The organism is Paenibacillus sp. FSL H3-0469 (assembly GCF_038051945.1).
Lineage (GTDB): Bacteria > Bacillota > Bacilli > Paenibacillales > Paenibacillaceae > Paenibacillus_AQ.
On the sequence record NZ_CP150302.1, the window covers coordinates 1,939,083 to 1,964,659 of the forward strand.

The following is a 25,577-nucleotide window of genomic DNA, read 5'->3' on the forward strand; positions in this document are numbered from 1 at the left end:
AAGGGACTTTTACCTTACAGCAGGTCCTATTGATAACGCAGGAACAGAATGTTGTTCTCCAGATGCACGTGCTCGAAGGTCATGCCTTCCAGTTCTTCAAGGCGGGCATATGTCAGTCGATAAGTCGTGCAGGCATGTGCAGGCGGTGTGTAGTCATTAGTTACTCTACGCAGCTCACGCAGAATCTCTCCGGCCCCGTCATGCTCTGCTTCCAGATTATGCAGCAGTCCGCGCAGCTCCGCAAGTCCTTCTTCAGTTGGATTCTGAGTGTAAGCCAGCATCTTAGGGAATTCGCTCTCTTCTTCCTTCGCCGTGTGCTGCAGCAGCTCTTCACGCAGCATATTGAACAGGCGGTGCATTTCTCCCAGATGCGGTGAATCCTCACCATGAACGCGGAATACCTTGGTTACATTTTGACTGATTAACGGAAGCTCTTCACGCAGATAACGGTGATGCTTGTTCACAATATAATTCACCAGCTCCTCTGAAGAAGCCTCGTTCCAGGCGGTGTCTTCTTCCAGAACGGGGTGCTGCTCCTGCAGCTTGTTCAGCTCCTGCACCATTGCTGCCGGGTCAAGACCCTTCTCGGCAGCGGCTTCAGCCAGCGGCTTTGCGCCTCCGCAGCAGAAATCGATCCGCTGTGCTTTGAAATAATCTGCTGCTTTGGGGAACTGCAGAACAATATCTCTGACCATTGCTTCCGGGGTGAACCCGGGATGAATTGTTGTATCGTTTAATTGATTGGACGCCATGTTGGCCCCTCCTCAGGTTAAAATGTAGGTTTGTGTTTCTTTTCACTTCTACACCTTATCACTGGCCTTAGGCGGAACTTGTGATTGTACGCACTGAATATAACAAATTTTAATGAACGTGAAATTTAAGTATTTCAATGTAAAATATACTAGACATTTTGTTTTATATATTTTACAATATGCGTGAGGTGAGGGAATGGGGAAAAACTTAAGGCTCAAAGCCTCCAGAGCGGCAAAAGACATGTCGCAAAAACAGCTCGCAGATGCCGTGGGGGTCACAAGGCAGACGATTATCGCGATTGAGAACGGTGATTACAACCCCACCCTGAGGCTGTGCATTGACATTTGTGTAACACTCGGGAAGACGCTGGATCAACTATTTTGGGAGGGAACGAAGGATGAACAGAACGAACCTGGATGAGAGACAACTGCAGAAGCGGCACAAGGCGGGGAATCAGGCATTTCTTTTGATGGCATTCTTATTGCTGGCAGACATGGGGCTGCAAAACTACGGAATGAAGTGGCTGGAGTATCCGCTCAGCAATTACGCAATTTTCATGCTGGGTGTAGGCTCCTATCTGGTAAGACTGATCTGGAGCGGTTCATATGTGGGACCGGGCGGCGGGCAGAACGGAGTGAACGGGAGAAGCATTGCGGGTGCAATTCTGGCCATAGTGGTGGCGGCCTGTATCCTTATCGTTACCTTCGTGAATCCAACCGCCGCCCAATCAGCAGCTGACAGCGGTGCGAACGGGAAAGTGATTCTGATCATTTCTGTTACAGCAGGACTGATCATCTTAAGCACTGTATACTTGATCCGGCGGAGGAATAACCGGGCGGAGTAGAGCGGTTAATATCAGGAAATCCAAACTGGGCGCTGGCCGGAAGTCCAAATGTTCACCGCAGCGACGGCCTGGCTTCAAGTTCAACTCTTTTTTTCGAGTTTCATCTTTTTTATTGAACCGTCGCCTGCATATAAGTCCGCTTGCCCTGCGCATCCTTCAGGTAGGGGCCAAGTCCGGCGAACCTTGAATGATCCACATATACACCCGTCATCCATCTGCCTTCGGTCAGGCCGCCGTTCCACTGCAGCACCAGATCGGGGGCAGAGATCCATTCCTGATACACCCTAATGTTCTTGTCCTTATATTCTTTGGCTGGTTTGTTCAATTCGCTCAGCGGCGCCGGGGTCAGATAGGTTGGCACGAAGTATACAGAGATTAGCTCCATATCCTCCTCACTTAGAAAAGCCTCCTCCCCCAAGTAAGGCTGAAGCAGCCGGGTGTTCTCGTACATAGACCAGATTACAGCTTGAAGTACCATGCTCTGGCTAATTCCATTATGAAAAGTAAAACGGCGCTGAGCATTTGAGCCATTCCCTCCCCTTGCCGTTACAGGCTCCAGACAATGACGCTCACAGCCGATGCATTTCCAGCCGGACGGGCCTTGAATCCATTTCTGAAACACACTCCCGCTGTCATTGTCCCCTTTATATAGCGAAGAAATGATCTCATATGGCACGCCGATCCATGCATCCCACAGAGAATCCGGGAGATGGTTATGAAGCATGAACAACACCTTGTCATAGATTAGCTGTACTTTAATCGAAGCAGTCTCCAGTTCGGCGACATCCTTTTTTCCATAGGTTATTTCCCGGGAAAACAAGGTGATGGTCATGGTCCTCGCTCCTAAAAGTTGTGTAAGCCCTCCGCTTCCTTCCATCAGCATCGTCCAAAACACATCCTGTAAGCATCCGCGCTGCCATATAACCCTGGGCTTTTCCTACTTTTGTTAACGCTTCCACACATCCGTAATATTTAGTATGTTCTATTATATTACACAGGTGGGGCCTAAGTGCAAGGTTTATTTGGGCAAAATCCGCATAAATAAGCAGAACTGCATATGAAAAGCCCCTTACCCGGATACCGGACAAGAGGCTGTCATCAAATATATTACGGTACTGCTACTCCACCCAGCTCTCGGCCCAGGTCTGGATTTGCTGCATGACCGGCTCAAGCGCACGGCCCTTCACTGTTAATTCATACTCAATGCGCACCGGTGTCTCCGGGTACACATGCCGTACCAGAATGCCCTCGCATTCCAGATCCTTCATGCGCTCGGACAGCATCTTATCGCTCATTGACGGAATCAGTCCGGAAATATCCTTGAACCGCTTAGGGCCGCTCATCAAGGTCTGAATAATGAGTCCGTTCCAACGCTTGCCCAGAAACGAAAAAGCCGTCTCAAATCTCGGGCACATCGTCAATTGATGTTCTTCCATGGTTATCACCTCTCACTTATGAAGCTTACAATTAGTTAGTATATATAATTTTACCACATTTATTCTGGAATGAACATCGTTTGGCAAAAAAAAGTTCATTAACCACTAGTATTATATTTCCGCTCTCAATCCTTGGTGTCTTCTGCTTTGCGTCTTAGCTGGATGGCTTCTGTAACCACATAGGCAAGATCATCGTTGCTATATAGAGAGAGTACCCCCAGCACAGTATCATCGGAGATGAATCCGGCCTCCTCTGCGGATACCGTCAGGGCCAGCGCATTGGCCAGCGCCTGATTGCCCTCCTGCTGCGGATAAGCCTGCAGATACAAGGCATGCGGGTCCAGCTTGTTATTCACACACCACTGGGCAAATACGAGAATCATCATTTCCTCGTCCCGTTTATAGCTCTCGATGATCCGCTCTTCCATCGACTTGTCGTAATCCTCCATGTTGTCCTCCTCTCTGCTGCGATTCTGACCGCTCAGCGGCTTAGTCTTGCTGCTAATTCATGGCTCGGCAATACAGCCGAAGCGGAAATGCCGCATTGCTCCGGTGTCGCTATATTGCTGAGATAATGGCTGACCGCTCCGCTGAAGCCTCTGCGCTCCAGTACGGTATCCCAGCTGCCAAAGTTCTGCGTGCGCGGCAACGAGCCCTGCTCATATAATATAACCCGTTCCATGTCGGTCACCTCAACCGATCTCCCATGTCCGTGCAGCTCCAGCTTCTCCAGATCGGCTCCGGCATCCCGGACCATGCTGTAATGGCCGGTGGTCCCGTTCTCCCAGCCCAGCATTCCCGAAGCCTGCAGAAGCCGCCCCTCCGCATCCGCCTTCAGGCTGCTATGCAGCAGCTCATAATCCCCGCCGGACAGCCAGAGCAGCAGATCCAGCATATGGATCAGGTCATCATGGATCGTCTCATGGCTGCTGCCCTGCTGCAGCTTCGTGCGGTGCTTGACTGCGGTGGATTGGCTGATGCCTCCGGCCTTATGCAGCCAAGATTTGGCTGCGGCATACATCGGGGCATAGCGGCGGTTGAAGCCCACCCCCAGCAGCAGCCCCTTGTTCTCAGCAAGCTCTGCCATCCGGCGGGATTCCTCCAGATCATAGGAGAGCGGCTTGTCCACATACACGGATACCCCATGCTCCAGGCAAGCGGTCACCAGCTCATAGTGCGTGGTTGTAGGACTATGTATGAACACAGCATCCAGATCCCAGGACAGCAGCTCCGTAAGCTCGGTTGTGCCCCGCTGAAGGCGATAAGCCTGAACTGCCCGCTCGACCGTAGCAGAGGAATGGCTGAGCACACCCACCACCTCGGCCTGATCATGCCGGGAGAGCAGCGGCAAATAGACTTTACGGGCAATATCGCCAATGCCGATCAGTGCCACTCTTTTGCGGACAGATAGTTTCATTAACAGCATCTCCCTTACATACTCGGGGGAATTTCTATTCCCTTATAGATGTATTATACCGTGACATGCTGCGGGAACAATGATCTTTGCTTCAATAATTGCTTTAATTGCTTTTTTTTCAGTATGATGAAATGGATGGAGTGAAGAAGGGGCATAGTATAATGAGAAAATGGCTAACAATTATTCTGTATGTTTCGTGCATAATCCTCGCGTTTATCTACAGGTATGAACTCTTGGCCTGGCTTAGAGAGGATCATCCTTTGTATTTGTCCATGCTCGCGGCCACAGTGCTGGCCTTGTTTCCGGTCCTGCCCTATAAGCTGATTATCGGTCTGTTCGGGTATGCATACGGAAGCTTCGCAGGAGCGTTAATCTGCTGGAGTGCTACCACAATAGCGGCAGCCCTTGTCTATGGAGCCGTTACATCCATGTTCCGGAGCAAATCAATGGCCTATCTAAGCAGAATTTCGGCGCTGGACAGATTTGTGTCCGCTGTGGAGCAGCGTCCTTTTGCATCCGTAGTGATTGCCCGGCTGGCACCGTTTATCCCGCAGATGGCTGTGAATATCTATGCCGGTGCCGCCGGACTGCCTTTCTGGAGCTATCTTGGAGCCACCGCGCTTGGCAAAATCCCCGGCATCGCCCTATACGCCTTCCTCGGAGGACAGATGTTCCAGCATCCGCGAAGTGCCTTTGTAGCTATAATCGTGTATATTGCCGTACTGGCTGTGGCCGGATTGTCCATGCGCCGCCGTCCTTCTGCGGGCCGCTAACACTTCAAGAATATCAGGCATGCTGGCAGTAAGCCTCTATTTGATTTATAATTAAATTGTGATCTATTTAATTGCATTCTACAGATGGAGGGATAACAATGAGTGAATTTCAAGCTGATTCTATAAATTTCAAGACCGAACAGGCCACCTTCGCCGGTGGATGCTTCTGGTGTATGGTATCCCCTTTTGAAGAGCTTCCCGGCATTGTCAAAATTATCTCCGGCTATACAGGCGGACATACTGTAAATCCGACCTACGAAGAGGTATGCTCGGAAATGACCGGACATGTTGAGGCGGTACAGATTACGTTCAATCCGGATATTTTCCCATATAGCAAGCTGCTTGAGCTGTTCTGGCAGCAGATTGACCCTACCGATGCCGGAGGGCAATTCCATGACCGCGGCACTTCTTACGGAACGGCCATCTTCACCCATTCGGAGGAGCAGCGCCAGCAGGCAGAGGCTTCCAAGGCGGCCCTTCAGGCCAGCGGACGCTTCTCTGCTCCCATTGTGACGCCTATTCTTCCGGCTAAGCCCTTCTACCCTGCCGAAGAATATCATCAGGGCTATCACCACAAGAATCCAGGCCATTACAAGCGTTACCGCAAGGGCTCGGGCCGGGAAGCATTCATCGAAGCCCACTGGACCCACAAGGAGGACCCGCAGAGCCTGAAGGAGCGCCTGACTCCGCTTCAATATGAGGTGACACAGAACAGCGCAACGGAATCTCCGTTCCGCAACGAATTCTGGGATCACCATGGGGACGGGATCTATGTGGATATTGTCTCCGGGGAGCCGCTGTTCAGCTCAGAAGACAAGTATGATTCCGGCTGCGGCTGGCCGAGCTTCACGCGTCCGATCCGGGACTATGCGGTCAAGGAGAAATCCGACCTCAGCCACCTGATGGTCCGCACTGAGGTACGCAGCAAGACAGCGGATTCCCACTTGGGCCATGTGTTCAATGACGGCCCTGGAGCGAATGGACTGCGGTACTGTATCAACTCGGCAGCTCTGCGCTTTGTTCCCAAAGAGGATCTGGAGAAGGAAGGCTACGGCGAGTACCGCGTGCTCTTCCAGCATGCTTAAGGCTGGAGATCCCGGCTTGCTTCAAGCTATAGCTTCCTATTTTGCATAACTTGCCTGTGGCCCGAATGTATGCTGTTTTTCACATATATTCGGGTCACTTGCCTGCGTACCTGTACAATGTATGTTGTTTTCCGCATACATTCGGGCCACACACCTGCGCATCAGCACAATGTATGCTGTTTTCCGCATACATTCGGGCCACACGCCCACGTTCGTGCACAATGTATGTTGTTTTCCGCATACATTCGGACCACACACCTACGTACGTGCACAATGTATGTTGTTTTCCGTATACATTCGGGCCATATAATTTCCTGAACAAAACAAAGCCTCCAGCCCGGAGTCACGGGTATGGAGGCTTTGTTCTACTTGTTTTACTTGTTCTGCTTATCCATATTCTCCTCTTCCGTTGCGGCTGGAACTACAGGTGCCGCTTCAGTATGAGGCTGCGGTTCCCGGTCCGGCAGCCGGTTGCCGCCTAGCCGCGCCTGTTCAAGATGCGCGGGTTGCCGCCGTTTGATGCTTTTCCGTAACCAGAGCACCAGCGCCACCACGACACCTGCTACCAGCAGGACGGGGAGTGCAGCCGCCAGTACAACAACAAGCCACTGGAACATCACAGACAACGCCTTCATGCTGCTCTTGAGCGCTTCGGAAGCTCGTTCACCAAGCGGCCCCTGGGCATTGGTCTTGGTAAGGGTAAGACTCTTCTCAGTCTGGTAGAGGCGAAGCTCGACTGTAGAGAACGATACGTTCTGATCGATATACCGCATTCTGCCCTTAATCTGTTCGATTTGCTCTTGGATTTCCCCAAGCTGGTTGGCGAACTGGACGAGATCGGCCGGTTTGGTCGCTTTTTTCATAAAATCAATATATTGTGCCTCCATCATTTGCTTCGCCTTAAGGCGTGACTCCAGGTCCACATATTCCTCCGACACATCCTGCCCCTGGATGCTTCTCTGGAGCTTCTCATGCTTAATCTTCTCCAGATTGTTCAGGAACGGAGAGAAGCCTGCCGCAGGCACTTTTAGGATAATGGTTCCGCCCTGTTCATATTCAGACATATTCTCTGAGAATTCGATAATGTAGCCTCCGGCCAGAGTAACCATATTCCGCACTTCAGTCTGCGCTGCCCCATAGTCGCTTACCTCCATATTGAGGTTCGCCTTGTAGATCAGCTTCTTGTTCAGCCCTGCTACCACATCGGTGCCGGTGAATCCGGCAGAAGCATCTGTCCCTTGCCCACTATCCATCTTGGGGAGTGCCGAATTTCCCCCGCCGCCCTTCACCGCAGCCTGACCATTGTCAGCCATTGCCGTGTTAGCTAGACTATCCTCCTTAGCCTCTACCGCAGCAGGCGCACTTTCCGCTGATCCGTCTGATGCTGCTTCATTTCTGAACGCGCTTTCTGAATTCGCTGCCGAATCTGAATTGCCACTCGACGCGCCGCATCCCGTCAGAACCACGGCTACAACCACTAGATACAATAAGTAATGCAGACCCCATTTTCGCATGCTCATTCCTCCATAAAGTGTAATTGTATACTGCTTACGGTGTTTCAGCTTAGTCGGAGTACGGCCATTATCTCTATCGGTCCGTCCGTTCCGCACTTATCCCTCTTGACGTTCCAAAAGCTGGAAGGTTGCAGCCATTTACGGAAAATAACAAAAAAGACCATTTCGCGATAATTTGTTCTGCGTGGCCTTGTTTGCGTAATGTCTCTGTATTTGTTACAATTACGATGATAAAACGGCAAAAAAACACCAAAAACCCTATTCGCATAGAATAAGGTTATGGCGCTATTCGGACAAGCTCCACCTTGCCCGGGCAGCTGTATTGATTTCTTGCCGATTTATGTTGCCTACTACTACAAGAGGAGGTGAACCCTCATGGCAAAAGACGTATTGTGCGCAGTTAATTCTTGCACCTACTGGGCTGAAGAAAACAAATGCAACGCTGAATCCATCTTCGTTGCTTACCACAGCTCCAAGCAGCCTACACAATCTGAGGAAACAGATTGCAAAACCTTCGAAAGCAAATAATGAATGATTGCAGAATATGAAGGAGCCCTCCACAGGTTCCTTCTTTCTTTTCTCATTCTATCAAGAATGAGAATTATTATCAAGTGTTTCCTGCAAAAATAAAACCACTGCAACCGGAGACTGTACTCTCCCGCTTGCAGTGGTTTTTCTGTGCAACTCTGAGGATTTTAAACGGAACAGCCTCGTCTGTTAACGGGTCGCTGCGCTGTGCTGCTCTCTTACCAGGACCGCGGCCTTCACCATATTGCGCAGTGCGCCTGTGGTCTCTTCCCAGCCCCGTGTCTTCAGTCCGCAGTCGGGATTAATCCAGAACTGCTGGACATCCAGCACGCGCAGCGCACGTTCGATGGCCGAGGTCATCTCCTCTACCACCGGTACACGCGGACTATGGATATCATACACACCCAGTCCAATTCCCTTGTCGTATTCCTGCTCCTCGAAGCTGACGATCAACTCACCATGGCTGCGCGAGGTCTCAATGGAGATGACATCCGCATCCATCGCCGAGATCGAACCGATCATATCATTAAATTCACTGTAGCACATATGCGTATGCACCTGCGTGGTATCCTTGACATGATTCGTGGCGGTACGGAAGGATTTCACCGCCCAGTTCAGGTAATACTCATGATCTCTTGCCTTCAGCGGCAGACCTTCGCGGATCGCCGGCTCATCGACCTGAATCATCTCGATACCAGCCTCCTCGAGCGCGGATACCTCATGACGCAGGGCGAGGGCGATTTGTCCGGCCACCGCTTCCCGGCTGAGATCATCGCGGACAAAGGACCAGTTCAGGATCGTGACCGGTCCGGTCAGCATTCCTTTAACAGGCAGCTTCGTGAGTGACTGGGCATACACGCTCTCCTTCACAGTCATCGGCTCTATAAAGGCAACATCGGCATAGATTACCGGCGGCTTCACGCAGCGTGAGCCATACGACTGAACCCAGCCGCCTGCGGTGAACAGATAGCCGGCCAGCTTCTCGCCGAAGAATTCCACCATATCCGTACGCTCGAACTCTCCGTGTACCAGCACATCCAGACCAAGCTCCTCCTGAAGCGTAATCGCCTCGGCGATCTGCCGCTTGATGAACAAGTCATAACGCTCCTGGTTCCAGACACCCTTGCGCCATTTCAGACGGGCCTGGCGGACTTCAGCCGTCTGCGGGAAGCTGCCGATGGTCGTGGTCGGCAGCAGCGGCAGACGCCACTTCTCCTGCTGAACCTTGACACGCTCGGCGAACGGAAGGCTGCGGTGGTCCGGCAGCTGGGCAAGGGCACGCACCTGCTCCGCTACATCCTCACGCCCGCGCTCCGGTAAGGCACGGAATACGGCCAGCACCTCATGGCTGCGCTCCAGCTCGGCGGCATAACGCTCTCTACCTTCGTTCGCGGCTGCCGCAATCAGAACCAGCTCTGCCAGCTTCTCATTGGCGAACGCCAAGGCATTCTTGACCGCAGCCTTCAGCTTGACCTCACTCTCAACCGTTACAGGCACATGCAGCAGACTTGACGCTGGCTGGAGAATTAACTGTTCCTGAGGCACATAGCTCAGCAGCTTCGCTACCAGCTCCAGCTTGGCATCGGTATCGGCGCGCCAGATGTTGCGTCCGTCCAGGATACCGGCGCCGAGTGTCTTATCCTGCGGCCAGCCCAGGCGTGCAACCGACTCCAGATTCTTGCCGCCGTCATGGACGAAGTCAAGCCCCAGACCTTGCACAGGCAGTGCCAGCAATGCTTCAAGCGGCTCCGCAGCTTCGAAATAAGTCTGCAGCATCAGCTTCAGTCCTGGTACAGCAGCAGCAATCTCATTGTAAATGTTCTGGAGCAGTGCGGTATCCTCAGCCGTTAAGCCGGTAACGATTGCCGGCTCATCGATCTGTACCCAGGCTACTCCTTCAGCCTGTAGCTCCTGAAGCAGCTGTACATACAGCGGGAGGAAGCGTGCGGCAACGGCGGCGATGTCGGCTGCCGGGAAGCCCTTGGACAGCTTCAGGAAGGTATACAGTCCGACTATAACCGGCTTGCCCTCAATGCCTGCCCGCTCTTTGGCGAAGCGGTAGGCGGCCAGCGGCTTATTCGCTGTCAATACCGGGGTCAGGCTGCCGATTTCAGGAACAATGTAATGGTAGTTCGTATTGAACCATTTGGTCATCTCGCAGGCCGGGGCTTCTGCATTGCCGCGCGCCATGGCAAAATACAGATCAAGCGGAATCTCCCCGCCCTTATAACCGTAACGCGCCGGTACGATCCCGAACATGGCGGCGGTATCCAGCACATGGTCATATAAGGTGAAGTCGCCCACCGGGATCAGATCAATTCCGGCCTGCTGCTGGGTCTGCAAGTGCTGAAGCTGGATATCTTCCATCTGTGAGCGGAAGCTCTGCTCATCGATTTTGCCGGCCCAATAAGCCTCCAGTAATTTCTTCCATTCACGGTTCTTGCCGATTCTCGGATATCCGAGGCTGCTTGTCTTGATTCCTGTACTCATTGATGTCCACTCCCCTGTATAATTGTCTGCCCTTATGCCTGCAAGCCTTAATCTGATGCCATCTTACTGCACGCCTCCAGCGCCCCGCAACAGATTCCACGCAATCCGGCTATACAGATTCCCTATAGCAGAACGCCAAAAAAGCTGCACCCTCATAAAGGAGGAGCAGCTTAGACATGGAGTTCCGGCGAAATCAGAACCAGATCAGATAAACCACACCCGCAAGTACAATCCGGTAGATCGCGAAGGGCAGCAGCTTGATCCGGTTAATCAGCTTCAGGAAGAAACGCATCGATACCAGTGCGAATACGAAGGCGCTGATGAACCCGGCAATGAAGAACGGCAGGGCATCCAGCGTAAAATACTGCCAGTTCTTCAGCAGTGAAATCAGGCTCGCCCCGGCCATAATCGGCACCGCCATGATGAAGGTGAAGTCGGCTGCCGCACGGTGGCTCATGCCCAGCAGAACCCCGCCGGATATCGTCGACCCCGACCGCGAAAAACCCGGCCACAGGGAAATGCATTGGATCAATCCGACTGATAGCGCCTGCCTATATGTAATTTGATCCACACTCTCAGTCCGGGTATTCGCAGGCGCAAAACGGTCGGCACAGATCATAAATACGGCTCCTATCACCAGTCCGATCAGCACTGTGGATATCGAGAATAAATGTTCATCAATATAATCCTCGAACAGAAATCCGAATACACCTGCAGGTATCAGCCCTACGATCACCTGGCCCAGCTTCAGCCTGCCTTCTGCCGGAGCCTGCGGCTGACCTTCTGGGACTACAGTCAATTCCTTGCGGCTGAACCTCTTCAGTCCCAGCAGGTCAATGAACCGGTTGCGGAAAATGATGACGACTGCAAGTATGGAGCCCAGCTGAATGACTATCTTGAACGTATTCGCCGTATATTTACCCAGGAACTCCTGCGATTTAAGCCACATATCATCCACGATGATCATATGGCCTGTCGAGGATACCGGAGCAAATTCGGTCAGCCCTTCCACAATGCCCAGGATAATTGCTTTGATAATAGTCAGCAGCTCCATAACTAGCCCCCTAAATTGTTTTCATTATAATAGTTGTAAACTCGCACAGCTATTTCTGAAACTTACAGATACCATGCAATATTGCAGAGTCTAATCCATAACGCTGACTTGACAGACCGGAACGTACACCTTATATTTATATGCATGCGCATGCATTCATTATTTCAACAATTCCATTTACATCAAAGGAGCGAGACCCATGACAAAAGATCTGTTCACCCCCTATGAGTATAAAAGCTTAAAGCTGAAGAACCGGGTTGTCATGCCGCCCATGTGCCAATATTCAGTTACCAATAAAGATGGAATTGCTAACGACTGGCATTACAACCACTATGTCAGCCGTGCCGTCGGCGGTGCCGGACTAATTATTGTCGAGATGGCCGATGTGGAGCCGGATGGCCGGATTACCGATTATGATCTGGGGCTGTGGTCTGATGAACAGATCCCGGCGCTGGCGCGGATTGTGGAAGCCAGTCATGCCCATGGGGCCAAAATTGGAATTCAGGTGGCCCATGCCGGGCGTAAGGCGGAGGATGCCAGCGTCCCTGTCTCCGCTTCCGCTATTCCTTATGACGGCAAGTCCAAAACTCCTCATGCCCTGTCAACAGAAGAAGTTAAAGACATGGTCCAGAAATTCAAACGGGGCGTAGAGCGTGCGGTTCAGGCCGGGTTCGACACCATTGAGCTGCACGGCGCCCATGGCTATCTGATTCACCAGTTCCACTCGCCGCTGACCAATCAGCGGACTGACGAATACGGACAGGATCTGACCTTGTTCGGCCGGGAGGTTATCGCTGCCGCCAAGAGCGTTATGCCTGAGGATATGCCGCTGATCATGCGGATTTCCGCACGGGAATATGTGAAAGGCGGTTATGGCATCCAAGAGGGTCTGGAGATCAGCAGAGCTTATAAGGAAGCCGGGGCCGATATTTTCCATATCAGTTCAGGCGGTGAGGGAGCAGTTGACGCAGAGAATGGACCGGGCAACCATGCAGCCTATCAGTTGCCGCTGGCCAGAACGATCCGCCAGGAGCTGAACGTGCCGGTAATTGCTGTAGGACGGTTGGATGAAGCGCTGCTGGCCAATGCCGTAATCGGCAATGAAGAAGCTGACCTGGTGGCGGTAGGCCGGGGAATGCTGCGGAATCCTTACTGGACACTGGAAGCGGGTGTGACGCTGCGCCAAGACGCAGATGTGCCTAAGCAGTATGCCTTAGGATTCCCGCGTTAAGGACAATTCGTCAGCAGGTTGCCTATGGTGATGGTATACTTATAACAACTACTACTCATTACAGGTATACACCGGGAGGATGGAAGACATGACTAACCCCCCTTCGAATGATCTGATTAACAGCTGGGTATCGCTCTCTCTTATACAGACGAAGGTGGCCGCAGCCCTTGAAGCGAAGCTGACCGAGAACTATGAGCTATCGCTTAAGGAATTCTATGTTCTGCTGTTTCTGTCCGAAGCCCCTGAGAAAAAATTGAAGCTTCAGCAGCTGGAATCAATGGTCGGGCTTAGCCAGAGCGCTGTGTCTCGGCTGGTCAGCCGCTTCGAGGCCAAGGGCTGCGGAGCGCTTGAGCGCAAATCCTGCGAGACAGACCGCAGAAGCATTTATACTTCACTGACTGCCATTGGCCAGGACAAGGTTGACCGGGCGAAGCAGACCGTTAATGAAGTGCTGCAGGAAGCCTTTCCTGTAGACGACACGCAGCTGCTGCTGGAGCAGCTTATCCAGCTGAAGCAATCCTAGACCCGGGCAGCTGCCTGCCGGGGCAACCGGCGTCCCTCCCGAGGGGCGGCGGTTTTTTGTCTGAACCTCCCTCTCTCCCTGAGCATACATCATACTAATACGTAATTAAGAATAGCGGGGTGTATGAATGGTATTCTCTGTTATGCAGCTGGTCGGCGGCCTTATTCTGTCATTAGGCTGGATTCCGCAGATTGTGCAGATCCTCCGGACCCGTTCGGTTGCAGATCTCAGTCTGAAAGCTTACCTGCTGATGCTGCTCGGCATCCTTCTTATGGAGGCATATGCGGTTAACCTGGCGGCGCAAGGGGTCGGATTTGCTTTTCTGATCACCAATTCCTTATCACTAGCCGTTGTAACAACGGTAGTCCTGCTGATTATCCGCTACCGGACCCAAGGGTAACGTTGGTTTTAAAGGCTGCACCTCCGTCCTATCTGCGTTATACTTTCTGTAACAAAAGGATGTGGGAGGTACTGTAAATGAAGCAGAATAAATATGATGATGAGGGTTTCTTTGCGAATTACAGCCAGATGCCCCGCTCTACGGGCGGGCTGGAGGCTGCCGGAGAATGGGAGGTCTTCCGTACCCTGCTGCCTGATCTGACGGGCCAGCGGGTGCTTGATTTGGGCTGCGGCTTCGGCTGGCACTGCCGGTATGCCCGTGAGCAGGGGGCAGATTCCGTTGTAGGCATCGATCTTTCAGAGAATATGCTGGAGCGGGCCAGAGCGATGACTCATGATCCGCAGATTAAATATCAACGGCTGGCGATTGAGGATGCTGCTTTTGGTGCGGATGAATTCGATACCGTTATCAGCTCGCTGGCGATCCACTATATTGAAGATTTCGGCAGCCTCTGCCGCCAGGTCCGGCATTGTCTGAAGCCCGGGGGAGCCTTCGTCTTCTCTGTAGAGCATCCGATCTTCACCGCGCTCGCCGCGCAGGATTGGCATTACAGCCCGGACGGGGAGAAGCAGCACTGGCCCGTCGACAACTATCACTTGGAAGGCGTGCGGCAGGCTGACTTCCTCAATCATGTCGTCATGAAATACCACCGGAATGCTGCTACCTATATCAATACACTGATCCGTTCCGGCTTCACCTTGACCGGGATCTCCGAGCTGCAGCCGACTCCGGATATGCTGGAGCAGAATCCTGCCTGGCAGGAGGAGACCCGGCGTCCGATGTTTCTGCTGCTATCGGCAGTGAAGCGGTAGCTGTTATAGAATATACAGTATTAATGCAGACCAAACAGATATGCGAACTCAGGTGCAGACATGCGCAAAAAAAAGACCAGCCGGACGGTAGTCCGCTGACCTTTTATCATCCCCGTGGTTCACGGAGTTCACATTGCATTATTCACATTCACTGTGCCTTCCTGAGTCTTGGCAAGTGCGGACGGAATCTTAGGTGCCTGAACCAGCTTCCGTCTGCCCAGAGAGGTTGTAAAAGTGATTACATAACCGGCTACAACTACAGCCATCACCGTATACAGCGTTTCTCTTAACGGCATATAGAAGAGGGAAAAAGCCAGAACGATTACATCCATCAGGATAAATACGGTTCCTACCTTAATACCTTTCCATTCACTGATCAGCACGGACAAAATATCGTCCCCGCCGCTCGCCCCGCCGCCCAGCAGGACCATTCCTGCGCCCAGACCTGTCAATACCCCGGACAACAGCGCCGCAACCGGCAAGTTATCCTGCAGGTCAATAACCCAGCCGGAATAGCGTTCCATCAGCCCGTAGAATACCGTGAAGGCCACTACGGATATGAAGGTGTTCACTACGAATGACTTTCCTTTGAAAATGATTGCGATGATGAGTACCGGAATGTCCAAAATCAGGATGCTTAGTGATGGTGAAATCCCCAGTACATACTTGCCGAGCAGCGACAATCCTACGAATCCGCCTTCGGTCAAGTGGTTCTGATAATTAATGTGATAATACGTAAATGCAAGCAATAGTGTTCCGGTCAAAATAATCGCTAACCGGAGCGGCAAACTCATGCCACTGTCTTGTTTCCTCATTACTCGGTCTCCCCTTATCGTATATGGCGGCTAGACGTTCGTGCCGGTCTCTACGAGGGGATGTACGTGAGGAGGTGTTAGTCCTTCGCATACAATACTCCCTTCCCTTCGCAGAAGCGGCTTCGTCAATGAACAACGGTTCGCGCACATTCTACAGGGAAGCTAAGTATAAGACAGATCATAACGTTTCCAAATCGTCCTTTGGGGAATCGTCCTTCGGGGACACATGGTATCCTGATCCTTTCTTTAGTTTGATATGTTCTGAATAGATTATACCACGCGGAAGGGCCACTCTAAACAGTTTCCATCAAAAATAAGCAATCAGCCCTGATTTCTCAGCAGACGGTTGACCGTCTCGCGGCGGACGCCGATCAATTGTCCGATTTCTTCCTGTGTCAGCAGATCTGTAAGCTGTGCGCCATGAGAATATTCGGTCAGCCAGCGGGTCAGCAGAGCCATCCGCTCCCCCGGCGTCCCAACAGTGAGATGATCGAGCCTCGTCTGCATGAACCGCACCTTCTCCTGAAGCAAAAGGGCGATCTCCATCACCTTCTCAGGCTTCTCCCTCAGCTCCCGGTACCATTCTGCAGCCGGAATCAGCTCGACCTCACTTTTCATCATCGCCACTGCGGTTCCATGCGCCTCCTTCGGCGAAATGAGGGAATGATGCGGAACGGTCTCACCAGGATATAACAGGTTGAACAGTACCATGTTCCCGTTCTCATGCAGTCTCGTGACCTTGAACAGTCCGCTCTTCACCTTGAACAGGTTCTGGCCGCCGTCTCCCTGGCGGAATAAGACCTCACCTCTGTGCAGAATCATTTCGCATTCTCCTTTGCCTTCTCTGTATATATATTTTTAATTATACCGAAATAAGACACCAAAATGGAGGGGCAAGCGTAAAACAGCCATTATTCATGAGTTCAACGGTAAAGAAACCGCCCGGGGCAGAGAATGGTCTCTGCTCCCGGGCGGTGTCAGGGAAAGGTAAAATAGGTTATTTCGCTTCAATCGGCTTCTTCCAGAGCCCAAGGATCAGCCCGGAAATCACGGAGCCGATCAGCACAGATAACAGGAACAGCGCGGCATTGCTGGACAGGAAGGCTACGAACACACCGCCATGCGGTGCGGGAACGTTGAGGTTCCACAGCTGGGTAAGTCCGCCGGCTACGGCAGAGCCCAGGATACAGGAGGTAAGCACCCGCAACGGATCAGCCGCAGCGAATGGAATGGCTCCTTCGGTGATGAAGGATAAGCCCAGCACATAGTTGGTTACGCCGGATTTACGTTCGGTCTCCGTGAATTTATTCTTGAAGAATGAGGTGGCCAGAGCAATCGCCAGCGGAGGTACCATCCCTCCGGCCATGACTGCGGCCATCATCATTCCGTTCGTATTGCCGCTGGATGTAAACACGCCGATAGCAAAGGTATAAGCTGCTTTGTTGAACGGGCCGCCCATATCAATAGCCATCATCCCGCCAAGCACCAAGCCCAGCAGAATCTTGTTACCGGTGCCCAGATTATTAAGCACATCGGTCAGTCCCCCATTGATCCAGCTGAACAACGGATCGAACAGGAAGAACATAATCGCACCGGTAATCAGCAGGCTGAATACAGGATAGAGCAGAATCGGCTTCAGTCCGTCCAGTGTGCGCGGCAGGCCCGAGAAGGCTCTGCGGAGCATAACCACAACGTAACCGGCCAGGAACCCTGCGGCCAGACCGCCGAGGAAGCCTGAATTGGAGTTAAGGGCCATTAGACCGCCGACCATACCCGGCATCAGTGCAGGCCGGTCGCCGATGCTCATCGCGATAAATCCGGCCAGGATCGGAATGAGGAAGTGGAAGGCCCCGTCACCGCCGCCGATGCTCTGCAGCAGCTTAACCAGCGGGTTGTCGGGGCTGGCCACCTGTTCAATCAGGAAGGAGATCGCCAGCAGAATGCCGCCGCCGACTACGAACGGCAGCATATGCGAGATGCCGTTCATCAGGTCTTTATAGATTTTGCTTCCAATAGAACCGGACTTCACAGGCGCAGAACCTTCTTCACTACGTCCAGAGCTGCGGTAGATAGGTGCATCCCCTGCTACTGCGATCCGGATCAGCTCCTCTGACTTGCGGATACCGTCGCTAACAGGACGCTGGAGCACAGGCTTACCGCTGAAGCGCTCCATCTCCACGTTCTTGTCGGCGGCAATAATGACCCCGCTGGCCCGGGCAATCTCGTCCGGTGTCAGCACATTCTGCGCACCCTCCGAGCCGTTGGTTTCGACGCGGATATTAACGCCCATCTCCTTGGCCTTCTTCTTGAGAGCGTCCTCAGCCATGAAGGTATGGGCAATTCCAGTAGGGCACGCAGTTACAGCAACTACGAAGCTCTGTGAATTCGGGTTCCCGGTAACGATCCGTGCCGGTTCAGCTTGCGGTGCGGCTGCCTTCGGAACAGCCTTCACTTCCGCTGCCTTGGCTTCCGCTTCCGCCTGAGCTTCAGCCTCCGCTTGCTTGGCATCGAATAAAGCAGACACCTCGGCAGGTGTCTTCGCACCCATGAGCTGTTCGATGAATTCGCTTTCAATGAGCAGCCTGGACAGTGCAGCGAGTGTTCGCAGGTGCATATTTCCAGCTCCGTCCGGCGCGGCGATCATGAAGAATATATGGGCCGGTGCTTCATCCAGGGAGGCAAAATCAATTCCGGCGCTGCTCTTCGCAAATACCACCGTTGCTTCCTTAACGGCCTTGGTCTTGGCATGAGGCATGGCAATGCCTCCGCCGATGCCCGTGCTGGACTGGGCTTCACGCTCCAGAATCTTCTCCTTGAACAGCTTTGCATCCGTGATACGGCCGCTGGCCGCGAGACTGGCAATCAGCTCGTCAATGGCCCCTTCCTTCGTGGTAGCCTGCAGCTCCATTATCATCGTTTCCAGTATCATCAAATCTGTAATTTTCATCAAATCTCAACTCCCCGAATGTACTTGAACCTCTTACCTCTGTTATTCATAGCTGAGATATGGCAATAAGCGGACGAAGCTCTTCAATCAATGTCTTGTCTGCCAGATCGTCGGAGAACGCTGTGGCACTTCCTGATGCCACACCGGCACGGAAGGCTTCCAGCACATTCCCTGTCAGCGATAAGGTGCCCACGAATCCGGCAATCATCGAATCACCCGCACCTACTGAATTTCTCACCTGGCCCTTAGGAGCGCTGGCATGGTAGACCTCTTGCCCTGTAATGAACAATGCGCCTTCTCCAGCCATGGAGACCAGCACATGCTTAGCGCCGCCCGTAAGCAGCTTGCGTCCGTAAGTGATAATCTCCTCCTGGGTGCTGATCTGAACACCGAACAGCTCTGCCAGCTCATGGTGATTCGGCTTGACCAGCAGCGGTCCCTGGGATAAGGCATCCTGCAAGGCCTGCCCGGTTGTATCAATAACGAACTCCGCGCCCTTCTGCTTGCATACTGCAATCAGCCTGCTGTAGAAATCTCCGCCGAGCGAAGGTGGCGTGCTGCCTGACAGGATCACTATGTCACCCGGCTCCAGGGCTTCCAGCTTGTGCAGCAGCGAATCCGTCTCGGTCTCCGTAATGACTGGCCCGGCCCCGTTAATCTCCGTCTCCTGGCCGGCCTTAAGCTTGATATTGATCCGGGTATCGTCCGCAATAGGAACGAAGTCGCGGGATATCCCTTCCTGGCCCAGCCAAGTGTCAATATAGCCTCCGGTGAAGCCGCCAAGAAATCCGGTGGCCGTATTCTCCACGCCGAGCTGCTTCAGAACACGGGATACGTTAATTCCCTTCCCTCCGGGCAGCTTCATATCCCGCTTCATCCGGTTGAGTCCGCCTAATGTTAACTCTTCTACCTCCACGATATAATCGACGGAAGGATTGAGTGTCACCGTATAGATCATCATTCATCCCTCATTTATAATGTTTGTCTTCCCATCCCATCACACCAGTGTATAATCCACATCCAGCTTCTCAAGCTGCCTCCGGAAGCTATCCGGTATCCCGGTGTCCAGAATGCAGTGGTCCATCTCCTGCAAATCTGCAACCTTGCAGAAGGAGATCTGCCCGATCTTGCTATGGTCGGCCAGCAGGATCGTCTGCTTCGCTACAGCGATCATTTTGCGCTTCGTGGCCGCTTCCAGCATATTGGGCGTCGTAATCCCTTCGCGGATATCCAGCCCGTTGGTACCGAGGAAGGCCTTATCCACCCGCACCATGTCCAGCGAGCGTTCGGTCATCGGCCCGACAAAAGCCATAGTGTCCGGCCTTAGCATCCCGCCTGTAATGGACACCTCAATATGCCGGCAATCCTTCAGCTCATTCAGCGCCATGATCGAGTTGGTAATGACCTTGAGATTGCGGAACGGTTTCAGCGCCCGGGCAATCTGCAGGGTGGTGGTACCTCCGTCAAGGAGAATGGCATCGCCATCCTCTATCATCTCCACAGCCTTCCCGGCAATCCGCAGCTTCTCCTCCAGGAACCGGTCTTCCTTGTCCGGAACCGCCGCTTCAAAGTTCACACTCTGCAGGGACACCGCCCCGCCATGCGTACGCTTCAGCAGCCGTGCTTCCTCCAGCTCCTTGAGGTCCCGGCGGATAGTGGATTCCGAGACGGACAGCTCCTGGCCCAGCTCCTGAACCGAGGCTCTTGTATGCTTCTCGACAAACAGCAGAATCATCCGTTTGCGTTCTTCTTCAAACATGCAGCTCACTCCTTAGGATGTGCAGCTACCCGCTGCCGGATTCCTATATATACAGTAACTACTGAATTTAAAGATAAGATGACTGGATTCAAATCACTCGTGATTGATGTTGACCATTTGTGCTCATTTATGATTGTAACAGCGTTTTCATGAACTGTAAAGAGGCTTTCTCTGCTTATTTTTCGCCACTAAATCATGAGTTTAGCCCTGACATTCCTGCCGTATTCACTTCTGCTGCAAGAATTGGAGCATCTTATGCTCATTTCTGCTCATTTCACCCTGTCACTATATCATCCTGTGCGGCAAATTACCTCCCGATTGCCTATTTCACAATGGCAGCGAGCGACATATTTATATTACATATGGGGAAAAGCGGGTGAACAGGAGATGGCCTATTACAATAACAACGGATATGGCAGCGCGGGCGGTAACGGCGGCAATGGCAGTAGCAGCGGCATTAACGGCCACGGAGGGGCGGGCAGCGAAGGCCCAGTAGAAACCGAGGAGCTCAGTGCAGAGGATTATGCGATTATTGCTGCCGGCTTCGGCGTTCTCGGGGAACTGTTCACTTTTTTCTCTCTGGTAAAAGCCAAGCAGGTAACCCAGGAAACAGGCGGAAAGGTAGGTCCGGTTATCGACCCGGTGCTGTTCGTACAGAACCGCAAAAAAAAAGCAGCCAGACGAAAGTCCCGCCGGCTGCGTTGAACGTTTATTTTGTCCCAACCCATCGCTTACTTCAAAGGAATGGCCTCATGCTTCGCAAATATCCCTTGCACCTTCTCCCTCTGCTCCTCTTCAGGCAGAAGGACAATAACAATAATATGCTCCAGATCAGCATGCTCCGCATACGCCTCCGCGTCCTCTTGCGGAATGCCCATCCCGATCAGGCTGACCGCAAGCCCGTCTGTCTCCAGATCTGCTCCCGCCAGCTTGCGGGCTGCCGGACCTGCTGCGACCGCTGAATCGGCCACCATATCCAGTCCTACCCCGAGTCCGCGTGCTGTGCCGAACAAGCCCTTATTCCCCTGCCCTGCCTCCACATCCCCGATTCCTCCATCCTGGCTGATGATCTCCAGCGTGTTCTTCTGCTTTGTCACGGCTGAGATATGCTTCGCCTTGATCCCGTTCTCCTTCAATTCCCCGATCGCCAGCACCGCATCACTCCGGTGTCCAAAAATCCCCAAAATCAATATTGGCATGCGGCATCCCTCCTGTTACTGCGATATTACCACCCTGCCTGGCGGTTGAACCTGCCTTGTACCTTGCTGGCAACAGCGGCTCCGGCCGGTCGTGAATCAATCTCTTCTAATTCGGTTATAAAGATACGTATACATAAATATAAACATAACTTAAGAGATAGGGGGGACTGCCTATGCTTCAAAGCAAGTATTTCCGGACTTGCCTGGCCATTATCGCCTTTTTGACGATTCTGTACCTGGGCTCTAAGGTCATTTTTCTGTTCACACCGCTGGTATCTATCATTCAATTGCTCCTTGTACCGATGATGCTGTCGGGCTTCATGTATTATCTGCTGCGGCCGATCGTCAACTATCTGGGCACCAAAAATGTAAACCGCGGGCTGTCCGTGCTGCTGATCTATCTTGTGTTCGCCGGACTGTTCGTCCTATTCTGGGTACTGGTCTGGCCTACACTGCGCGAGCAGATCCAGAACTTCATTGACAATACGCCATATCTGGTCGAGGGTATACAGAATCAGTTCAACAAGCTCCAGAATGATCCGTCGCTCTCCCGCTTCTTCAAGGGTGATACAGATGTGACCACACGCCTGACGGAGTATCTGAACAATGTCATTACCTGGGTAACGAATTCAATGTCTAATCTGATCGCAGTGATCTCCAGTATTGTCGTGGTAATCGCCACCCTGCCGATCATTCTCTACTATATGCTGAAGGACGGCAATAAGCTGTCTCCGATTCTTCAGGGCCTGATCCCGAGAAAGTACCGCAAGGAAGGCCAAGAGATGTTCAAGGATATCGACTCTGCACTCAGCGGCTTCATCGTTACGCGCGTCCTGCTTAATGTGGTGCTTGGCATCTTGCTGTATATCGGATTTTTGCTGATCGGTCTGCCCTATTCCCTGCTGCTCGCCTTGATCTCCATTCCGCTGAATTTCATTCCTTATGTGGGCTCGCTGCTGGCGGCGGTTCCGGTTATTATCGTGGGGTTCATCGAATCGCCTTCACTCGCGATCTGGTCAGCCGTTGTCATTCTGATCGCGCAGCAGATTCAGGATAACGTGCTGTCCCCGGTCATCTACGGCAAGTCGCTGGATGTGCATCCGCTGACCACGGTGCTGCTTGTACTTGTGGGGGGCGACTTCTACGGCCTGATCGGCGTCCTCATTGCGCTTCCGGTCTATATGATTATCAAAATCATCTTCCTGCGCATTTACGAGATCATTGTCGCCGAACGGGTGGATCAACCCGTCCCTGAGCCCGGCGCTCCGCCAGGGATTGAGATCGAGATTGTCAAGGACGATCAGCTATAGTTGGACAAAAAGCCCTCCGGCGCAGATGATCTCCGCGCCGGAGGGCTTTTCAATGTACACACTTGGATGAATCTGGACTTCAGCCCCGGAGCGAACGGACCACGAAGATGTGGTTGCCCTTAGGCAGATTCTGCCCGTCCCGCAGCGTCACGGAGCCTTTGGTATGTGCGATGATCGTCGCATTGAACGCCACCAGCTGGTCTCCTTTCCAGACGGTAACCGCTGATTTGAAATAGACGGCATTATCAAACTGCAGGCGTTCTGTCATAATATATCCGACCGAATGGAGAACCGGGGGCAACGCTCTCTCTTTGGGAGCCAGAGCTTTGATGTATACAATATCGCGGAAAGGGACGGCAATCTCCTGATGCCCGATGACGGCTACCGAAGCTGCAAGATCCCATCTGCGCAGAACGCCTTTCATGATCGTGTATGGCTGCTCGCCGCAGTACATAATGACCGGTCTGCCAACCCAATGCTTCATGGCTCCACGCCCTTCCCTGTGCCTGAACTACTTATACCTTCGGTATGGACCAGTCTATGCCCTTAAGCCCATGCTGCTCCAGATACTGGTTGGCCTGAGAGAAGGGGCGGCTGCCGAGAAATCCGCGGTGTGCAGAGAACGGGCTCGGGTGCGGAGACTGGATCACCTTATGTCTGCTGCGGTCCACGACCGCGCCCTTGAGCTGGGCATGACTGCCCCACAGGATGAATACCATCGGTTCTGTCCGCTCGTTCAGCTTCTCCATAATGGCATCCGTGAAGGTCTCCCAGCCCAGACCCTTATGTGAATTCGGCTGGCCCTCGCGTACTGTCAGCACTGCGTTAAGCATCAGCACACCCTCTTCCGCCCAGTGCAGCAGCGATCCGTGACCCGGCACCTCTACACCTAGATCACTATGCAGCTCCGCATAGATATTGCGGAGTGACGGCGGAATCCTTACACCCGGCTCGACCGAGAAGCTAAGGCCATGGGCCTGTCCTGCGCCGTGATACGGGTCCTGTCCAAGAATGACTACCCGGGTCTTACTGTAAGGCGTCAGCTTCAGCGCCGAGAACAGCTTGTCCTTCGGGGGATAGACTGTATACTGCTTGTACTCGCGTGCCAGAGCATAGCGCAATTCCTCAAAGTAAGGCTTCTGTGTCTCTTCCTGAAGCACTTCATCCCAATCGTTGCCAAACATCCTGTTCTCCTCCCAATTCCCCTGCTATTAGTATTGTTTCATTACCTGTTATTAACCAGAATAACAGGAACTTATTTGCGACCATAGTCCGCTTTGATCTCGCCCCATGACTTCGTCTGCCATTTCAGCACCTTATTGTCATAGGTATGGCTCCGCAGCCAGCTCTCCGCCCGGTCAATCAGCTGCCAGATCTCCTCTGTGGAGGAATCCCGCGGCAAGGTCGTGGCCACCTTTTTCTGCTTGACCCATTTCATTGCATTGACAGAATCACTGTAGACCGTCTTGCTGCTGCCTTCCTTCTTAAGCAGAGCCAGCGCATGCACAATCGCAAGGAACTCTCCAAGGTTATTAGTCCCTTTGCGGATCGGGCCGCAGGAGAAGATCACATCCCCGGTCTGGGTATCCACGCCTTTGTATTCGACCGGTCCGGGATTGCCCCGGGTGCCTACATCCACGGAGATGCTGTCATAATCGATCTCCTCAGACGTCTCCACGCCAGCACTTCGGCTCCAAGACTTGCCTGACTTGCTTGTACCGGACGTCCCTGAAGCTGCCGCACCCGTTCCCCAGTTGCCCTTCCAGCCTGCCTTGTAGGCTGTCTCAGCAGCCGCCTTGCTCTCATAGGACTTATATTTCGCTCCGGTGTAATGATCCGTCTGCGCTTGGCATTCCGCCCATGTATTGTAGACTCCAGGCTTCTTACCTTCCCATACTACGTAGTATTTCTGCTTCGCCATTCCTGTTGCTCCCTCCTGCCGGTGTAACCTTAATCCAGATTCATATTGTAATGCATCCCGCGTTCATATTGAAGCCCGAATACACTCGAACGCCTGCTGATCCCGAATATATATTGGATAATTACCGGCAGGCGCGTTCATACTAATACGGCAGCTTAGTCCAGCACAGCAAGCGTAGTATCGGCAATGGTCTGGAGCTTGCTTGTATCCTGTGTTGCCTTGACCATAACCCGCAGACCTACCAGGGCATTATGCAGATAAGCAGCAAGCGCCGGGGCCGCATGCCGGGAGGATAGCTCTCCTGTCTCGTGACCGTGCAGGATTAGCCTCTCAATTAATCTCTCTGTATTCAAAAAAGCCTCATTCGCCCGGCCGGCAGCTTCCGGATCATGACCCGACAGCTCCACTGCCGTATTCACCAGCATGCAGCCCTTCGGCTCCTCTTCACTTCTGTGAATTGTGGCTTCGAATAATAGGCGGATAGCTGCCTTGGCGGAGGTGATACCCTCGATCCGGCTCTCCATCCGGGAGCTTATAAGGGATGCATAGCGCTCCAGCGCTTTTATATATAAGGTATGCTTGTCTCCAAAGGTGTCATACATGCTTCGCTTATGAATTCCCATACCGGTTACAAGATCCTGCATGGAGGTCTTCTCATAGCCCTGCTGCCAGAAAATCGTCATTGCCTTGAGCAATACATCATCAATGTCAAACTCTTTGCTTCGTGCCATGATCATGCTCCTTTCGCGGTCTATTTTACCATTTA

Annotated in this window: 29 protein-coding genes; 11 read left to right on the forward strand and 18 right to left on the reverse strand. The window is 52.7% G+C overall.

The window, feature by feature from the left end:
• Positions 1-26: 26 nt before the first annotated feature.
• Entirely contained in the window at positions 27-722 is a 696-nt protein-coding gene (gene ric, locus NSS83_RS08645; protein ID WP_341185252.1) for an iron-sulfur cluster repair di-iron protein, read from the reverse strand.
• A gap of 226 nt (positions 723-948) precedes the next feature.
• Here ric and NSS83_RS08650 point away from each other — a divergent pair, with 226 nt between their 5' ends.
• Positions 949-1,173, forward strand: coding sequence for a helix-turn-helix transcriptional regulator (locus NSS83_RS08650; protein ID WP_036698494.1), 225 nt, complete (start codon positions 949-951; stop codon positions 1,171-1,173).
• Positions 1,151-1,597, forward strand: coding sequence for a DUF6773 family protein (locus NSS83_RS08655; protein ID WP_341184816.1), 447 nt, complete (start codon positions 1,151-1,153; stop codon positions 1,595-1,597). Before NSS83_RS08650 ends, NSS83_RS08655 begins: the two co-directional genes overlap by 23 nt.
• Positions 1,598-1,706: 109 nt before the next feature.
• Here NSS83_RS08655 and NSS83_RS08660 read toward each other — a convergent pair whose 3' ends face one another.
• The 4 genes from NSS83_RS08660 to NSS83_RS08675 all read right to left on the reverse strand — a co-directional run bounded on the left by NSS83_RS08660 (position 1,707) and on the right by NSS83_RS08675 (position 4,450).
• Complete coding sequence (locus tag NSS83_RS08660) at positions 1,707-2,429, reverse strand: hypothetical protein (RefSeq protein WP_341184815.1); 723 nt, start codon at positions 2,427-2,429, stop codon at positions 1,707-1,709.
• A gap of 286 nt (positions 2,430-2,715) precedes the next feature.
• On the reverse strand, positions 2,716-3,033 hold the full coding sequence (locus tag NSS83_RS08665; RefSeq protein ID WP_341184814.1) for a helix-turn-helix domain-containing protein: 318 nt from the start codon (positions 3,031-3,033) through the stop codon (positions 2,716-2,718).
• Positions 3,034-3,158: 125 nt separating this feature from the next.
• The gene (locus NSS83_RS08670; protein WP_341348046.1) at positions 3,159-3,482 is read right to left on the reverse strand and encodes a hypothetical protein; all 324 of its coding nucleotides are present in this window, start codon (positions 3,480-3,482) and stop codon (positions 3,159-3,161) included.
• A 32-nt stretch (positions 3,483-3,514) separates the two neighbouring features.
• Positions 3,515-4,450, reverse strand: coding sequence for a Gfo/Idh/MocA family oxidoreductase (locus tag NSS83_RS08675; RefSeq protein WP_341184812.1), 936 nt, complete (start codon positions 4,448-4,450; stop codon positions 3,515-3,517).
• A gap of 161 nt (positions 4,451-4,611) precedes the next feature.
• On the opposite strand from NSS83_RS08675, the gene NSS83_RS08680 reads away from it, so the two are divergent.
• A complete protein-coding gene (locus NSS83_RS08680) occupies positions 4,612-5,223 on the forward strand; it encodes a VTT domain-containing protein (RefSeq protein ID WP_341348047.1) in 612 nt (203 codons plus the stop codon).
• A 98-nt stretch (positions 5,224-5,321) separates the two neighbouring features.
• Positions 5,322-6,308, forward strand: coding sequence for a peptide-methionine (S)-S-oxide reductase MsrA (gene msrA / locus NSS83_RS08685; RefSeq protein WP_341184810.1), 987 nt, complete (start codon positions 5,322-5,324; stop codon positions 6,306-6,308).
• A 374-nt stretch (positions 6,309-6,682) separates the two neighbouring features.
• On the opposite strand, the gene NSS83_RS08690 is transcribed toward msrA, so the two are convergent.
• Entirely contained in the window at positions 6,683-7,822 is a 1,140-nt protein-coding gene (locus tag NSS83_RS08690) for a DUF4349 domain-containing protein (RefSeq protein ID WP_341348048.1), read from the reverse strand.
• Positions 7,823-8,197: 375 nt separating this feature from the next.
• Between NSS83_RS08690 and NSS83_RS08695 the strand changes: the two genes are divergently transcribed.
• Positions 8,198-8,350, forward strand: coding sequence for a DUF1540 domain-containing protein (locus NSS83_RS08695; RefSeq protein ID WP_076079942.1), 153 nt, complete (start codon positions 8,198-8,200; stop codon positions 8,348-8,350).
• A gap of 189 nt (positions 8,351-8,539) precedes the next feature.
• Here the strand turns inward: NSS83_RS08695 and metE are convergent, their stop codons facing one another.
• Positions 8,540-10,840, reverse strand: a complete 2,301-nt coding sequence (gene metE, locus NSS83_RS08700; protein ID WP_341184808.1) for a 5-methyltetrahydropteroyltriglutamate--homocysteine S-methyltransferase — start codon at positions 10,838-10,840, stop codon at positions 8,540-8,542.
• A 193-nt stretch (positions 10,841-11,033) separates the two neighbouring features.
• Positions 11,034-11,894, reverse strand: a complete 861-nt coding sequence (locus tag NSS83_RS08705) for an undecaprenyl-diphosphate phosphatase (protein WP_341184807.1) — start codon at positions 11,892-11,894, stop codon at positions 11,034-11,036.
• Between the two features lie 199 nt (positions 11,895-12,093).
• Between NSS83_RS08705 and NSS83_RS08710 the strand changes: the two genes are divergently transcribed.
• From NSS83_RS08710 to NSS83_RS08725, 4 genes are all read left to right on the forward strand, one after another.
• The gene (locus NSS83_RS08710) at positions 12,094-13,125 is read left to right on the forward strand and encodes an NADH:flavin oxidoreductase/NADH oxidase (protein ID WP_341184806.1); all 1,032 of its coding nucleotides are present in this window, start codon (positions 12,094-12,096) and stop codon (positions 13,123-13,125) included.
• An 88-nt stretch (positions 13,126-13,213) separates the two neighbouring features.
• Positions 13,214-13,648 carry a MarR family transcriptional regulator gene (locus NSS83_RS08715; protein ID WP_341184805.1) on the forward strand — a complete coding sequence of 145 codons (435 nt, stop codon included), beginning with the start codon at positions 13,214-13,216 and terminating at the stop codon, positions 13,646-13,648.
• Positions 13,649-13,775: 127 nt separating this feature from the next.
• On the forward strand, positions 13,776-14,048 hold the full coding sequence (locus tag NSS83_RS08720) for a PQ-loop domain-containing transporter (RefSeq protein WP_341184804.1): 273 nt from the start codon (positions 13,776-13,778) through the stop codon (positions 14,046-14,048).
• A gap of 77 nt (positions 14,049-14,125) precedes the next feature.
• Positions 14,126-14,860 (forward strand): class I SAM-dependent methyltransferase, encoded by a 735-nt coding sequence (locus NSS83_RS08725; protein WP_341184803.1) that lies wholly within the window; start codon positions 14,126-14,128, stop codon positions 14,858-14,860.
• 128 nt (positions 14,861-14,988) lie between these two features.
• On the opposite strand, the gene NSS83_RS08730 is transcribed toward NSS83_RS08725, so the two are convergent.
• The 5 genes from NSS83_RS08730 to NSS83_RS08750 form a co-directional block, all read right to left on the reverse strand.
• Positions 14,989-15,675, reverse strand: a complete 687-nt coding sequence (locus tag NSS83_RS08730; protein WP_036698508.1) for a YitT family protein — start codon at positions 15,673-15,675, stop codon at positions 14,989-14,991.
• A gap of 321 nt (positions 15,676-15,996) precedes the next feature.
• Positions 15,997-16,497, reverse strand: coding sequence for a Crp/Fnr family transcriptional regulator (locus tag NSS83_RS08735; RefSeq protein WP_341018027.1), 501 nt, complete (start codon positions 16,495-16,497; stop codon positions 15,997-15,999).
• A 175-nt stretch (positions 16,498-16,672) separates the two neighbouring features.
• Entirely contained in the window at positions 16,673-18,622 is a 1,950-nt protein-coding gene (locus NSS83_RS08740; protein ID WP_341348049.1) for a fructose-specific PTS transporter subunit EIIC, read from the reverse strand.
• A 46-nt stretch (positions 18,623-18,668) separates the two neighbouring features.
• The gene (gene pfkB, locus NSS83_RS08745; protein ID WP_341348718.1) at positions 18,669-19,580 is read right to left on the reverse strand and encodes a 1-phosphofructokinase; all 912 of its coding nucleotides are present in this window, start codon (positions 19,578-19,580) and stop codon (positions 18,669-18,671) included.
• Between the two features lie 39 nt (positions 19,581-19,619).
• A complete protein-coding gene (locus tag NSS83_RS08750; RefSeq protein WP_341348050.1) occupies positions 19,620-20,381 on the reverse strand; it encodes a DeoR/GlpR family DNA-binding transcription regulator in 762 nt (253 codons plus the stop codon).
• Between the two features lie 387 nt (positions 20,382-20,768).
• Here NSS83_RS08750 and NSS83_RS08755 point away from each other — a divergent pair, with 387 nt between their 5' ends.
• Positions 20,769-21,086 (forward strand): hypothetical protein, encoded by a 318-nt coding sequence (locus NSS83_RS08755; protein WP_341184800.1) that lies wholly within the window; start codon positions 20,769-20,771, stop codon positions 21,084-21,086.
• A gap of 26 nt (positions 21,087-21,112) precedes the next feature.
• Here the strand turns inward: NSS83_RS08755 and NSS83_RS08760 are convergent, their stop codons facing one another.
• A complete protein-coding gene (locus NSS83_RS08760) occupies positions 21,113-21,580 on the reverse strand; it encodes a hypothetical protein (protein WP_341348051.1) in 468 nt (155 codons plus the stop codon).
• A 173-nt stretch (positions 21,581-21,753) separates the two neighbouring features.
• Here NSS83_RS08760 and NSS83_RS08765 point away from each other — a divergent pair, with 173 nt between their 5' ends.
• Positions 21,754-22,890: an AI-2E family transporter gene (locus NSS83_RS08765; RefSeq protein WP_341184798.1), complete on the forward strand. Its 1,137-nt coding sequence runs from the start codon at positions 21,754-21,756 to the stop codon at positions 22,888-22,890.
• 79 nt (positions 22,891-22,969) lie between these two features.
• On the opposite strand, the gene NSS83_RS08770 is transcribed toward NSS83_RS08765, so the two are convergent.
• From NSS83_RS08770 to NSS83_RS08785, 4 genes are all read right to left on the reverse strand, one after another.
• Positions 22,970-23,374 carry a hypothetical protein gene (locus NSS83_RS08770; protein WP_341018019.1) on the reverse strand — a complete coding sequence of 135 codons (405 nt, stop codon included), beginning with the start codon at positions 23,372-23,374 and terminating at the stop codon, positions 22,970-22,972.
• A gap of 31 nt (positions 23,375-23,405) precedes the next feature.
• Positions 23,406-24,074, reverse strand: a complete 669-nt coding sequence (ung, locus tag NSS83_RS08775) for a uracil-DNA glycosylase (RefSeq protein ID WP_339219046.1) — start codon at positions 24,072-24,074, stop codon at positions 23,406-23,408.
• A 71-nt stretch (positions 24,075-24,145) separates the two neighbouring features.
• The gene (locus NSS83_RS08780; protein WP_341184797.1) at positions 24,146-24,811 is read right to left on the reverse strand and encodes a ribonuclease H family protein; all 666 of its coding nucleotides are present in this window, start codon (positions 24,809-24,811) and stop codon (positions 24,146-24,148) included.
• A gap of 155 nt (positions 24,812-24,966) precedes the next feature.
• On the reverse strand, positions 24,967-25,542 hold the full coding sequence (locus tag NSS83_RS08785) for a TetR/AcrR family transcriptional regulator (protein WP_341184796.1): 576 nt from the start codon (positions 25,540-25,542) through the stop codon (positions 24,967-24,969).
• Positions 25,543-25,577: the final 35 nt, after the last annotated feature.

What these genes read in the sequence shown, in the direction of transcription:
- NSS83_RS08650 (WP_036698494.1), top strand. Translation starts at nt 949, where the DNA reads ATGGGGAAAAACTTAAGGCTCAAAGCCTCCAGAGCGGCAAAAGACATG.
- NSS83_RS08655 (WP_341184816.1), top strand. Translation starts at nt 1,151, where the DNA reads ATGAACAGAACGAACCTGGATGAGAGACAACTGCAGAAGCGGCACAAG.
- NSS83_RS08660 (WP_341184815.1), bottom strand. Translation starts at nt 2,429, where the DNA reads ATGACCATCACCTTGTTTTCCCGGGAAATAACCTATGGAAAAAAGGAT.
- NSS83_RS08665 (WP_341184814.1), bottom strand. Translation starts at nt 3,033, where the DNA reads ATGGAAGAACATCAATTGACGATGTGCCCGAGATTTGAGACGGCTTTT.
- NSS83_RS08670 (WP_341348046.1), bottom strand. Translation starts at nt 3,482, where the DNA reads ATGGAGGATTACGACAAGTCGATGGAAGAGCGGATCATCGAGAGCTAT.
- NSS83_RS08675 (WP_341184812.1), bottom strand. Translation starts at nt 4,450, where the DNA reads ATGAAACTATCTGTCCGCAAAAGAGTGGCACTGATCGGCATTGGCGAT.
- NSS83_RS08680 (WP_341348047.1), top strand. Translation starts at nt 4,612, where the DNA reads ATGAGAAAATGGCTAACAATTATTCTGTATGTTTCGTGCATAATCCTC.
- msrA (WP_341184810.1), top strand. Translation starts at nt 5,322, where the DNA reads ATGAGTGAATTTCAAGCTGATTCTATAAATTTCAAGACCGAACAGGCC.
- NSS83_RS08690 (WP_341348048.1), bottom strand. Translation starts at nt 7,822, where the DNA reads ATGCGAAAATGGGGTCTGCATTACTTATTGTATCTAGTGGTTGTAGCC.
- NSS83_RS08695 (WP_076079942.1), top strand. Translation starts at nt 8,198, where the DNA reads ATGGCAAAAGACGTATTGTGCGCAGTTAATTCTTGCACCTACTGGGCT.
- metE (WP_341184808.1), bottom strand. Translation starts at nt 10,840, where the DNA reads ATGAGTACAGGAATCAAGACAAGCAGCCTCGGATATCCGAGAATCGGC.
- NSS83_RS08705 (WP_341184807.1), bottom strand. Translation starts at nt 11,894, where the DNA reads ATGGAGCTGCTGACTATTATCAAAGCAATTATCCTGGGCATTGTGGAA.
- NSS83_RS08710 (WP_341184806.1), top strand. Translation starts at nt 12,094, where the DNA reads ATGACAAAAGATCTGTTCACCCCCTATGAGTATAAAAGCTTAAAGCTG.
- NSS83_RS08715 (WP_341184805.1), top strand. Translation starts at nt 13,214, where the DNA reads ATGACTAACCCCCCTTCGAATGATCTGATTAACAGCTGGGTATCGCTC.
- NSS83_RS08720 (WP_341184804.1), top strand. Translation starts at nt 13,776, where the DNA reads ATGGTATTCTCTGTTATGCAGCTGGTCGGCGGCCTTATTCTGTCATTA.
- NSS83_RS08725 (WP_341184803.1), top strand. Translation starts at nt 14,126, where the DNA reads ATGAAGCAGAATAAATATGATGATGAGGGTTTCTTTGCGAATTACAGC.
- NSS83_RS08730 (WP_036698508.1), bottom strand. Translation starts at nt 15,675, where the DNA reads ATGAGGAAACAAGACAGTGGCATGAGTTTGCCGCTCCGGTTAGCGATT.
- NSS83_RS08735 (WP_341018027.1), bottom strand. Translation starts at nt 16,497, where the DNA reads ATGATTCTGCACAGAGGTGAGGTCTTATTCCGCCAGGGAGACGGCGGC.
- NSS83_RS08740 (WP_341348049.1), bottom strand. Translation starts at nt 18,622, where the DNA reads ATGAAAATTACAGATTTGATGATACTGGAAACGATGATAATGGAGCTG.
- pfkB (WP_341348718.1), bottom strand. Translation starts at nt 19,580, where the DNA reads ATGATCTATACGGTGACACTCAATCCTTCCGTCGATTATATCGTGGAG.
- NSS83_RS08750 (WP_341348050.1), bottom strand. Translation starts at nt 20,381, where the DNA reads ATGTTTGAAGAAGAACGCAAACGGATGATTCTGCTGTTTGTCGAGAAG.
- NSS83_RS08755 (WP_341184800.1), top strand. Translation starts at nt 20,769, where the DNA reads ATGGCCTATTACAATAACAACGGATATGGCAGCGCGGGCGGTAACGGC.
- NSS83_RS08760 (WP_341348051.1), bottom strand. Translation starts at nt 21,580, where the DNA reads ATGCCAATATTGATTTTGGGGATTTTTGGACACCGGAGTGATGCGGTG.
- NSS83_RS08765 (WP_341184798.1), top strand. Translation starts at nt 21,754, where the DNA reads ATGCTTCAAAGCAAGTATTTCCGGACTTGCCTGGCCATTATCGCCTTT.
- NSS83_RS08770 (WP_341018019.1), bottom strand. Translation starts at nt 23,374, where the DNA reads ATGAAGCATTGGGTTGGCAGACCGGTCATTATGTACTGCGGCGAGCAG.
- ung (WP_339219046.1), bottom strand. Translation starts at nt 24,074, where the DNA reads ATGTTTGGCAACGATTGGGATGAAGTGCTTCAGGAAGAGACACAGAAG.
- NSS83_RS08780 (WP_341184797.1), bottom strand. Translation starts at nt 24,811, where the DNA reads ATGGCGAAGCAGAAATACTACGTAGTATGGGAAGGTAAGAAGCCTGGA.
- NSS83_RS08785 (WP_341184796.1), bottom strand. Translation starts at nt 25,542, where the DNA reads ATGGCACGAAGCAAAGAGTTTGACATTGATGATGTATTGCTCAAGGCA.